Annotated in this window: 10 protein-coding genes, 1 pseudogene and 1 riboswitch; of the genes and pseudogenes, 2 read left to right on the top strand and 9 right to left on the bottom strand. The window is 71.6% G+C overall.

All coding sequences use genetic code 11. The annotated features are described in order from the left end of the window. Positions 1-299, top strand: a pseudogene (locus CVO76_RS01640) (SGNH/GDSL hydrolase family protein); the annotation flags it as partial. 45 nt (positions 300-344) lie between these two features. On the opposite strand, the gene CVO76_RS01635 reads toward CVO76_RS01640, so the two are convergent. The 3 genes from CVO76_RS01635 to CVO76_RS01625 form a co-directional block, all read right to left on the bottom strand. Beyond that, positions 345-587, bottom strand: coding sequence for a hypothetical protein (locus CVO76_RS01635; RefSeq protein WP_133082146.1), 243 nt, complete (start codon positions 585-587; stop codon positions 345-347). Between the two features lie 124 nt (positions 588-711). Continuing rightward, positions 712-1,854: a homoserine O-acetyltransferase MetX gene (metX, locus tag CVO76_RS01630; RefSeq protein WP_432206116.1), complete on the bottom strand. Its 1,143-nt coding sequence runs from the start codon at positions 1,852-1,854 to the stop codon at positions 712-714. Between the two features lie 6 nt (positions 1,855-1,860). After that, a complete protein-coding gene (locus tag CVO76_RS01625; protein ID WP_208740454.1) occupies positions 1,861-3,180 on the bottom strand; it encodes a bifunctional o-acetylhomoserine/o-acetylserine sulfhydrylase in 1,320 nt (439 codons plus the stop codon). Positions 3,181-3,261: 81 nt separating this feature from the next. Beyond that, positions 3,262-3,378, bottom strand: a riboswitch (SAM riboswitch). Positions 3,379-3,521: 143 nt separating this feature from the next. Between CVO76_RS01625 and CVO76_RS01620 the strand changes: the two genes are divergently transcribed. After that, complete coding sequence (locus tag CVO76_RS01620) at positions 3,522-4,163, top strand: VOC family protein (protein ID WP_133082144.1); 642 nt, start codon at positions 3,522-3,524, stop codon at positions 4,161-4,163. Positions 4,164-4,240: 77 nt separating this feature from the next. On the opposite strand, the gene CVO76_RS01615 is transcribed toward CVO76_RS01620, so the two are convergent. From CVO76_RS01615 to CVO76_RS01590, 6 genes are all read right to left on the bottom strand, one after another. Further along, complete coding sequence (locus tag CVO76_RS01615) at positions 4,241-4,528, bottom strand: DUF1540 domain-containing protein (protein WP_133082143.1); 288 nt, start codon at positions 4,526-4,528, stop codon at positions 4,241-4,243. Between the two features lie 140 nt (positions 4,529-4,668). After that, entirely contained in the window at positions 4,669-5,478 is an 810-nt protein-coding gene (locus CVO76_RS01610) for a CPBP family intramembrane glutamic endopeptidase (RefSeq protein WP_208740453.1), read from the bottom strand. A 60-nt stretch (positions 5,479-5,538) separates the two neighbouring features. Then, the gene (hutI, locus tag CVO76_RS01605) at positions 5,539-6,741 is read right to left on the bottom strand and encodes an imidazolonepropionase (protein ID WP_208740452.1); all 1,203 of its coding nucleotides are present in this window, start codon (positions 6,739-6,741) and stop codon (positions 5,539-5,541) included. After that, on the bottom strand, positions 6,741-8,105 hold the full coding sequence (locus CVO76_RS01600) for a formimidoylglutamate deiminase (protein WP_244186149.1): 1,365 nt from the start codon (positions 8,103-8,105) through the stop codon (positions 6,741-6,743). The genes hutI and CVO76_RS01600 overlap by 1 nt, the downstream gene beginning before the upstream one ends. Before the next feature lie 116 nt (positions 8,106-8,221). Continuing rightward, positions 8,222-9,439: an allantoate amidohydrolase gene (locus tag CVO76_RS01595; protein ID WP_208740451.1), complete on the bottom strand. Its 1,218-nt coding sequence runs from the start codon at positions 9,437-9,439 to the stop codon at positions 8,222-8,224. Between the two features lie 33 nt (positions 9,440-9,472). Beyond that, on the bottom strand, positions 9,473-10,904 hold a 1,432-nt coding region (locus CVO76_RS01590; protein WP_208740450.1), incomplete at its 5' end, for a urocanate hydratase.

Below are 10,904 nucleotides of genomic sequence, written 5' to 3'. Positions count from 1 at the left end.
CCCAGATGTGGTCCTCCGACCGCCTGCACTTCTCGCCGCTCGGCCACCACACCATCGCCGCGATGGTCCTGGACACCCTCGCCGTACGGCATACGCTCGAGCCGCTGCATCCGAAGGAGCTCCCGGCGCGCACGTGGCGGGCGGCGCGGGCGGAGGACTTCGTGTGGGCCCGGGAGTACTTCGTGCCGTGGGTCCTGCGCAGGCTCCGGCACCGGTCGTCGGGCGACGGCGTCCTCGCGAAGCGGCCGGACGTCGCACCGATCTTCGGGCCGGGCATGCCGCCGGGTGCTGCGGACTGACCGCCGCCGGGCGGTCAGTCCCCCCGGCGGCGCAGCCCGTCGTTCCTAGCTGTCGAGGGAGACCTCACCGTTGGCCACGGCGTCGGCGCACGCGCTGAGGTCCGGCCCCGGCTTGAAGTCGACGAACTGCGGCTGCAGCTTCTGGAAGAGGAATTCGTAGACCTCGTCGCGGGACTTGCCGTCCATCGTCTCCACGGCCTCGCGGACCGCCCCCTGCAGCGCGCGGTCCGCGTCCAGCAGGATCTTGTCGCGTGCTTCCTGGTTCCAGCCAATGGTGCTCAGTTCCATGAACAGCTCCTCTTTCGACGTCGGTGGTCCCAGGACTTCGACCCGGGACCTGCCTGCCACGAATTCCTAAGCAGGCTTACCTCCAAGACTAGGTGCCTGTCCGTGGAAACCCAACCGGTATCTGCTACCGGGTGTAGAAGGCGGCCCGGAGGTCTGCGTCGAGCTGGTGGATCTGCGTCAGGAAGGCGTCGTGGCCCACCGGTGAGGAGATCATGTGGACGGGCACCTCGCCCGGCAGCCCGGCGGCCAGGCGCCTCGACTGCACGGGGTAGTACAGCCGGTCCGAGTCCACGGCCGCGACGAAGAACTCCGCCGTCGCGGTGCCCAGGGCGTCGTCGAGCGTACCGCGGTCGCGCGCCGCGTCATGGCTCATCAGTGCCTCGGTCAGGATCACGTAGCTGTTGGCGTCGAACCGGCCCACGAGCTTGTCCGCCTGGTGGTCGAGGTAGCTCTCCACCTGGTAGCGCCCGCGGTCAGCGGGCAGGACGGCGCCGAACGGCTGTTCGGTGTCCTGCTCCGCGCGACCGAAGCGCGCCTCCAGCTCGTGTTCCGAGCGGTAGGTGATGTGCGCGATCCGCCGGGCGATGCCGAGGCCCGCCTCCGGAGGGGCACCGTCGTAGTAGTCGCCGCGGCGGTAGGCGGGATCGAGCCGGATCGCCTGCACCTGGGCCTGGGCGAACGCTATCTGTTCGGCCGAACTGGCGGCGGTGCAGGCGATGACGGCGCACCGCTGAACGCGCTGCGGATACATGAGTGCCCATTCCAGGGCGCGCGCCCCGCCCATCGAGCCGCCGAGGACCGAGTGCCACCGGCCGATGCCGAGCCGGTCGGCCAGCAGGGCCTCGGCCCGGACGGAGTCCCGGATGGTGATCAGGGGGAAACGCGAGCCCCACGGCGTCCCGTCGGGCGCGAGGCTGGCCGGCCCCGTCGAGCCGTAGCAGCCTCCCAGCATGTTGATCGACACCACGAAGTACCGGTCGGTGTCCACCGTGCGGCCGGGACCCACGAGCGAATCCCACCAGCCCTCCTCCTCCGAGTCGCCGCGTGCCACGTGCGAGCTGCCGGTCAGGGCATGCTGCACGAGCACGGCGTTCGACCCGTCCCGGTTCAGCCGGCCCCAGGTCTCGAAGGCGAGCTGCACGTCCGGCAGCGTGCCGCCCGTCTCCAGGGCCAGCGGACCGATCGGCGCGATGCGCAGGAGCCCGTCCCCCGGAGGGCGTGCGCCGTCGATCCCGGGGTGCAGCGGAGCAGGAGGGTAGGTCGTCACGAAGGGCTAGGCTCCTTTGGCGGCGCGGAAGCCCGCGTCGAGGTCGGCGAGGATGTCGGTGATGTTTTCGAGGCCCACGGAGAGGCGCACGAGGCCCGGGCGCACTCCGGCGGTCAGCTGCGCCTCCGCCCCCAGCTGGCTGTGGGTCGTGGACGCCGGGTGGATCACGAGCGAGCGCACATCGCCCACGTTCGCGACGTGCGAGTGGAGTTCCAGCCCGTCGACGAAGCGCTTGCCGGCCTCGAGTCCCCCGACGATGTCGAAGCTGACGATCGCGCCCGTGCCGTTGTTCCGCCCGTACTTCCTGCCGCGCTCGTACCAGGGACTCGAGGCGAGGCCCGCATACGAGACGCGCTCGACGTCGTCGTGCCCCTCGAGCCACTCGGCGACGGCCTGGGCGTTCTGCACGTGGCGCTCCACGCGCAGGCTGAGGGTCTCCAGGCCCTGCGCGATGAGGAAGGCGTTGAACGGCGACACGGACGAGCCGAGGTCGCGCAGCAACTGGACGCGGGCCTTGAGGATGTAGGCGAGGTTCGCGCCGAGGGCGCTGCCGACACCGAGGTCCCGCGCGTAGACGAGTCCGTGGTAGCTCTCGTCCGGGCTGTTGAAGCCCGGGAAGCGCTCGGGGTACTGGGCGAAGTCGAAGTTCCCCGAGTCGACGATGACGCCGGCGATGGCATTGCCATGGCCCCCGAGGTACTTCGTCGCGGAGTGCACCACGATGTCGGCGCCCCATTCGATGGGCCGGATCAGGTACGGCGTGGACAGCGTGTTGTCCACGATCAGGGGGATCCCGCTCTCGTGGGCGACGGCGCTGATGCCCTCGATGTTCAGGACGTCCTGCCGTGGGTTGGACACGACTTCCCCGAAGAAGAGCTTGGTGTTCGGCCGGACGGCGTCGCGCCACTGCTCGAGGTCGTCGGGGTCCTCGACGAAGGTGGTCTCGATGCCGAACCTCTTCAGCGTGTGCTTGAAGAGGTTGTACGTGCCGCCGTAGAGGCTCGGGCTCGCCACGATGTGGTCACCCGCCTCGGCGATGTTCAGCACCGCGAAGGTCTCCGCCGCCTGGCCGGAGGCCAGGAGCAGCGCGCCGACGCCGCCCTCGAGGCTCGCAATCCGCGTCTCCACCGCTTCCTGCGTGGGATTGCCGATGCGCGTGTAGATGGGCGCGAGTTCCGTCAGCGAGAACCGGTTCGCGGCGCTCTCGGCACTCGGGAAGACGAATGACGACGTCTGGTAGATGGGCAGCGCACGCGCTCCCGTGGCGGTGTCCGGCACCTGGCCGGCGTGGATCTGGCGTGTCTCGAAGGACCAATCGTCGGACATGGTGCTCCCTGTAGGAAGGGGCTCCGCCGGGTTCCGATGCTCCCGTCGGTGGACGCCGTTCCAGGAGACCGGGCCCGCAGGAGCCCGCGCTTGCACGACGCCGGTGTGGCGCCGAACCTGGTCTTCACCCGGGGCACCCCACCGCGGTTGGAGGGTTGCCGGCCAGCAAGCCGGGGCTTCGTGCTGGCACTCATGACCTGCATTCATGAAAGCCCATCGGGGCGCATCCGGCAACCCGTGTGACCCTCCGTGAAGGAGCGGCTGACCCCCTTCGGCGGTCGGTCGAACGGGTAAGGCAAGCCTTAGTCGAGACGCAGATCACTTAGTGCCAAAATATCGGCATGCGCCTGGACCACGTCTCTTATGCCTGCGAACCCGATGGACTTGCTGCGACCGCCGACCGGATCTCGGCCAGGCTCGGCATGGAACCGGTGAAGGGCGGTGTGCACCCCCGCTTCGGCACCCGCAACATGATCTTCCCGCTGGTCAACGGCCAGTACCTGGAGGTCGTCGAGGTCCTCAACCACCCCGCGTCGGACAAGGCGCCGTTCGGCCAGGCCGTGCGGGCGCGTTCCGAGGCCGGTGGAGGCTGGATGGGCTGGTGCGTCGCCGTCGACGACCTGGGACCCTTCGAGGAGCGGCTCGGCCGCGGTGCGGTTCCCGGCAACCGCAAGTTCCCGGACGGCCAGGAGCTGACCTGGCAGCAGATCGGCATCAAAGGCCTCATCGCGGATCCGCAGGTGCCCTATCTGCTCCGCTGGGACGAGGGCACCGAGTCCCTGCACCCGTCGAAGGCCCGTCCTGCAACGGTCAAGCTGGACTGCCTCACCATCGCCGGCTCGTCCGAGCGCGTCACGGAATGGCTCGGCACGGAGGTCGAGGAGACGCTCGACGGCGTCCAGGTCCAGTGGATCGCACCCAACGGAACCCCGGGCATCATGTCCGTGACCTTCGAGACCGCCGACGGCCGCATCGAGATCTGACCTCCGCCGCGGACGCAGAAGGGACCGGATATGATGTCCGGTCCCTTCTGCTGTGTCGCTGCTGTGGTGTGGAGTGATCAGGCGTGGGTGTAGGTCAGGCAGTCCGCGGCCTCGGCGCCGGGGCCCACCTTGACGGCCGGGGCGCTGCACAGCAGGTCGTGGTTGTAGCTGCACTCGGATCGCTGGCATGCTCCGACGTGCGCGAGCATCTTGGGCAGTCCGCCGCTGATGGACGTGTCGATGAACGTGGCGCAGGATGCGTGTTCCTCGCTGCCCGACACGGTGATGGCGACGGCGGTGCAGCCGTCGTGGTTGAAGGAGCAGTTGTGGACGCTGCATTCAGAGACACTGGTGACGACGCTCATGATTCCTCCTGGCTGGTCCGGTGAGGCCCCGATCGGGGCCGCCGCTTCGCTGAACGGACTCACGGTAACACCGCGTCCACCGGATAATTTAGTCATGATCGGCGTGCGCAATGACCGAAGGTTAGGCTTCGCTCAGGCGGTCACCCGCCGATCCCGATGGCGGGACCGAGCAGGGTGAATCCGACGAAACCCGTGATGTCGATGAGCGCGTGTGCCAGGACGAGCGGCATCACCCGACGGCTGCGCGTGTAGAACCAGGCGAACAGCAGGCCCATGAGCACGTTGCCGAGGAAGGGCCCGAACCCCTGGTACAGGTGGTAGCTGCCCCTCACCAGGGCGCTCGTGAGGATGATGGCCGGGGTCGACCAGCCGAGCTCCCGCAGCCGGAGGAACAGGTACCCCACCACGATGACCTCCTCGAGCACGGCGTGCCGGACCGCCGAGAGGATGAGCACGGGGATCGTCCACCAGTAGGTGTCGAGCGCGGCGGGCACCAGCGCGGTGGTGATGCCGAGCGCGCGGCCACCGGCATAGACCCCGAGCGTGCCGATACCGATGACCGCCGCCAGGCCGATCCCGAACCCGATGGTGCGCAGGGGCCTCTCGAACGTGAGGCCGAGGCGCCGGAACGCCGAGACCCCGTGGCCACTGAGCAGGAACAGGACCAGGGCCACCGGCACCAGGGCGAAGAAGATTCCCAGCAGCTGGTAGGTGAGGTCGAAGTACTGCCGGTCGTCGAGCACCGGGTTCAGCGTGGTGGTCTGCGCGGCGAGGGGGCCGCGCGTCAGCTTCTCGGCCAGGCTCACGATCGCGTACACACCGGACTGTCCGAGGGACAGGCCGAAGACGATGAGCAGCTCGGCGGTGATGCGGCGCCTCGGGACGGGTGGCTCCGGGTGGACGGCACCGCCCGGTGCTGCTGGAGCGGACGGGGAGGACTCGGCAGTCATGGCGCTATCCTTCCAGCGGCGGCTGGTGATTCCCAGTCCGCGGACATCCGCCTGCCTCCCCTACCGCACGCGGCTCCCGGCCCGCCAGACGGCATGGACGAGCGGCATGCCCGGCCGGTATGCGAGATGCGTGGCCGAGGGCGCGTCCAGCAGTTGCAGGTCTGCACGGTGCCCGACGGCCAGGGAGCCGACCGCGCGCCGGCCGTCCTCGTCGTCGCCCGTGTGGCGCCGCAGCGCGAGCGCTCCGCCGAAGGTCGCGGCGCGGACCGCCTCCTGCACGGTGAGGCCCATCTGGAGGACGGCGGTGGCCACGCAGAAGGCCATCGAGCTCGTGAACGACGTACCGGGGTTGCAGTTGCTGGCGATCGCGAGTTGCACGCCGGCGCCGAGGAGCCTCCGGGCGGGCGGGAACGGCTGGCGCGTGGAGAGGTCGCAGGCGGGCAGGCAGGTGGCCACCGTGCCGGGTTCGCCCCGCGCAGCGAAGCCGGCCCAGGTACCGGCGAGCGCCTCGACGTCGTCGTCGGTCAGGTGGTTGACGTGGTCCACGCTGGCGGCGCCGAACTCGACGGCGAGCGCGACGCCGTCGCCCGGTCCCAGCTGGTTGCCGTGCACGCGCAGGCCGAGGCCGGCTGCGGCGGAGGCGGAGAGCACGCGGCGTGACTGCTCGGCGGTGAAGGCTCCCGTCTCGCAGAAGACGTCGGCCCAGCGGACGTAGGGGCGGACGGCGTCGAGCATGGGCCCGCACACCAGGTCGGTGTAGTGGTCCGCGTCCTCCCCGCGCGGCACGAGGTGCGCACCGAGGAACGTGACCTCGTCGGCGACGCCTGCCGCGATGCGCGCACTGCGCGCCTCCTGCTCGACGTCGAGCCCGTAGCCCGTCTTCGTCTCCAGGTAGGTGGTCCCGCCCGCCGCGGCCTCGGCGACCCGGGCCAGCAGGAGTCGCGTGAGGTCGTAGTCGCCGGCGGCACGTGTCGCGTCGACGGTGACGGCGATACCACCCGCGGCGTAGGACTCCCCCGCCATGCGGGCCTCGAACTCGGCCGTCCGGTCGCCGGCGAACACGAGGTGCGTGTGGCTGTCGACCCAGCCCGGGAGGCCTGCACGGCCACCGGCGTCGTGGCTCTCGTCGGCGGCCGGAGCGTGCGCGGCCGGGCCGATCCAGCTGATGCGCTCGCCCTCGAACACCACGGCGGCGTCCCGCAGGGTGGTGCCGTCGGGGTCCGAGGTGAGGAGCTCACCGATGTTCGTGATCAGGACGGACATCAGTGCTGCTCCCGGCTGTGGCCCGCCGGGCTCCTGCCGGGCTCGTGCTCCCTCTGCGCCGCCTCGTCCAGCCGGGCGATGGCCGTAACCAGCAGGTCGGCGGGCCTCCCCAGCGTGGTGTGGACGCCGTCGCGCGCCACGAGGACTCCCCCGACGACGACACCCGTGACGTCCTGGCCGGTCGCGGTGTAGGCGAGCTGCTCCCGGGAGGACCCGGCCGTGCGCGCGCTGCGCGGGTCGACGGCCATGAAGTCGGCGGCGCGGCCGGGCCGGAAGCCGGCGCCCGGCCGGGTCTGCGCGGCTGCTCCGCCGAGGGAGGCGATGGCGTGCAGCTGCTCCGGTTCGAAGTGACCCCGCCGCCCGGTGCGCAGGCGCTCTCCGTGCTCCAGCGCCCGCATCTCCAGCCATGGGTCCACGACGGCGTGCTGGTCGGTGCCGAGGGCGAGCGTCGCTCCCGCTGCGCGGAGGTCGCCGGCCGGGCCGATGCCGTCCGCCAGGTCCGCCTCGGTGGTGGGACAGAGGACGACGGCGGCCCCGGCACCGGCGAGGACGGCGATGTCACGCTCGCTGACGTGGGTCGCGTGGACGGCGGACAGCCGGCTCCCGACGAGTCCGTAGGAGTCGAGCAAGGCGGTCGGGGTGCGGCCGGTGGCACGGAGGCAGTCCTCGTTCTCCGCGGGCTGCTCGGAGAGGTGGACGTGCAGGGGGAGCCCGGCCGGCAGGTGCTGGGTGATGACGGCCAGCTGGTCCTCGGGGACGGCGCGCACGGAGTGGATGGCGGCACCGACGGACACCTGGTGGGCCGGGTGGAGTGCGGAGACCGTGGCACGGAGGGCGGCGAGCCGGTCGAGCCATTGCGCGGCGGTGCCGTCCGAGAACCGGCGCTGCCCCTCCTCGAGGGGAGCCCCGAAGCCCCCGGCGAGGTAGCAGGTGTCCAGCAGGGTCAGCCGGATGCCCGCGCGGACGGCCGCCCGCGCGAGGGCGAGCTCCATGGCGTGCGGGCCGGAGTCCCCCTGCCCGTAGGGTGTGCCGTCGGGCTGGTGGTGGACGTAGTGGAATTCGGCGACGCTGGTCCAGCCCACCGCGACCATCTCCGCATAGGCGGCGGTGGCCAGTTCCTCGTAGAGCTCCGGGGTCAGGGCCGCCGCCGCGCGGTACATGCTCTCCCGCCAGGTCCAGAAGGTGCCGCCGTGGTCGTGGGTACGGCCCCTCAGGGCACGGTGGAACGCGTGCGAATGCGCGTTCGCGGCACCGGGGAAGGCCACACCGGACAGGACGACGTCGCCGGCCTGCGCCGGGACACCGGACGCGACGCCGACCACCGTGCCGTCGGCGTCGACCTCCACGCGGACCGCGTCCGCCACGCCGTCGCCTCCCAGCCAGGCGGACTCGCACCACACGGCACGGACCGCATCCCGCCCGCTTGCTGTCTGATCCGGCCCGTGCCAGCGCTCCGGGCGGGCGCCTCCGTTCAGCAGCGTCACAGGAGGTCTTCGAGGACGTCCGCGAGGGCGGTCGCACCCGCATCGGCGTCGTCGCGCTCCACGAACTCCTCGGGCGAGTGGCTGATGCCCGTGGGGTTGCGGACGAAGAGCATCGCCGTCGGTGCGATGCTGCCGAGGATGCCCGCGTCGTGACCGGCCCCCGTCGGCAGCGTCGGCGCGCCCGGGAAGGAGCGGCCGAGCGCGTTGCCCAGCGTGCGCTGCAGCGCGCCGTCGAAGTGCACCGTGGTGCTGCGGGATTCTTCGGTCAACGTGGCACGGCACCCCTCGAAGGCGCAGATCTTCTGCGCCTGCCCGTGGATCCGCTCGATCAGGGCCGCGGTGACGGCGTCCTCCTCGTGGCGCACGTCGAGCCAGAGGTCCACGCGGGACGCGATGACGTTCGTGCCGCCCGGTACCGGCTGGAGGCGCCCCACTGTGGCCCGCGCGCCGTCCTGCTCGGCGGCGATCCGCCGGGCGGCGAGGACCACCTGGGCGGCGGCGACCATCGGGTCCGCGCGGTCGGCCATGAGGGTGGTCCCCGCATGGTTCCCCTGTCCGGTGACGGACAGCCGCCAGCGGCCGTGGCCGAGCATGGTGGAGCCGACGGCGACGGCGGAGTCCAGGTCGATCAGCCCGCGCCCCTGCTCCACGTGCAGCTCGACGAAGTCGCCGATGTGCCGGATGGCCTCCTCGTCGCGGCCGAGGTGCGCCGGATCGACGCCGGCCGCCCGCGCGGCCTCGGCGAAGGTGGTGCCGTCGGTGTCGGTCAGGGAGCGGACGGCGTCGGGGTCGAGCGTGCCCGTGAGCAGGCGGGAGCCGAGGCAGGACACCCCGAACCGCGAGCCCTCCTCCTCGGGGAAGACCGTGACGGCGAGCGACCGGTTCGGCTGCACGCCCCGCTCCCGCAGGAGATCGACGGCGACGAGCGCCGAGGCGACACCGAGCGGCCCGTCGAAGGCACCGCCGCCGGGGACGGAGTCGAGGTGGCTGCCGGTCACCAGGGCGCCGTCCCGGCTGTCCGTCGCGTCCCACCAGGCCCAGAGGATGCCGTTGCGGTCGGTCTCCACGGACAGCCCGCGGGCTTGCGCCTCGGCGGCGAACCACTCCCGCAGGGAGAGCTCGGCACCCGTGTACACGCCACGGGAGTACCCGCCGCGGGTCGCGTCGCGGCCGACGTCGCTGATGGAGTCGAGGACTGAGGAGACGGTCTGCACGGGATGCCTTCCGGTGGTGGCGGGTGGGACTTCTCAGGATTGCATGGGGATGCGCACGCCGCGTTCGGCGGCGACCTCCCGGGCGCGTTCGTAGCCGGCGTCGACGTGGCGGATGACGCCCATCCCCGGGTCGTTCGTCAGGAGCCGCTCGAGCTTCTGGGCCGCGAGGTCGGTCCCGTCCGCGACCGAGACCTGCCCGGCGTGGATGGAGCGGCCGATCCCGACGCCGCCGCCGTGGTGGATGGACACCCAGGTGGCGCCCGACGACGTCGTCAGCAGGGCGTTCAGGAGGGGCCAGTCGGCGACGGCGTCCGAGCCGTCGGCCATCGCCTCCGTCTCGCGGTAGGGGGAGGCGACGGACCCGGAGTCGAGGTGGTCGCGGCCGATGACGATCGGCGCGGACACCCTGCCCTCGGCGACCAGCCGGTTGAACAGCAGGCCGGCCTTCGCGCGGTCACCGTAGCCGAGCCAGCAGATGCGCGCCGGCAGGCCCTCGAACTCGACGTGCTCCGCGGCGGCGTCGAGCCAGCGGTGCAGGTGCGCGTTGTCGGGGAACAGCTCCTTGAGGGCGGCGTCGGTGACGGCGATGTCCGCCGGGTCCCCCGAGAGCGCCACCCAGCGGAACGGGCCGAGTCCCTCGCAGAACAGGGGCCGGATGTAGGCGGGCACGAAGCCGGGAAAGTCGAAGGCCCGCCCGTAGCCCCCCGTGCGGGCCTCGTCCCGAATGGAGTTGCCGTAGTCGAAGACCTCGGCGCCGGCGTCCAGGAAGCCCACCATCGCCTCGACCTGGAGGGCCATGGACACCTGCGCCTTCTTCGTGAACCCGTCGGGGTCGGCCGTCGCCTCGCGGTCCCATTCGTCGGGCGAGATGCCCTCCGGCAGGTAGCTCAGCGGATCGTGGGCGGAGGTCTGGTCGGTGACGATGTCGACGTCGAGTCCGCGCCGCAGCAGTTCGGGGAAGACGGTCGCGGCGTTGCCGACGACGCCGACGGACAGCGCGCGCCTCTCGCGTTTCGCGGCGAGGACCTGCGCGACGGCGTCGTCGAGCGTGTCCGCGACGGTGTCCAGGTACCGCTTCGCGACGCGGCGGCGCAGGCGCGCCTCGCTGACGTCGACGATGAGCACGGCCCCGCCGTTCAGGGTGACGGCGAGCGGCTGGGCGCCGCCCATGCCGCCGCAGCCGCCGGTGAGCGTCAGCGTGCCGGCGAGGCTCCCGCCGAACCGCTTGCGGGCGATCGCGGCGAACGTCTCGTACGTGCCCTGGAGGATGCCCTGCGTGCCGATGTAGATCCAGGAGCCCGCGGTCATCTGCCCGTACATCATCAGGCCCTCGGCCTCGAGGCGACGGAACTCGGGCCAGGTGGCCCAGTCCCCGACGAGATTGGAGTTGGCGAGCAGCACGCGCGGAGCCCAGGGGTTGGTGCGGAACACGCCCACGGGCTTGCCGGACTGGACGAGGAGCGTC

This window comes from Arthrobacter agilis (assembly GCF_002953615.1).
Lineage (GTDB): Bacteria > Actinomycetota > Actinomycetes > Actinomycetales > Micrococcaceae > Arthrobacter_D > Arthrobacter_D agilis_B.
Note: the sequence above shows the minus strand (reverse complement) of the source record. Positions and strands in the feature narration are given on the sequence as shown.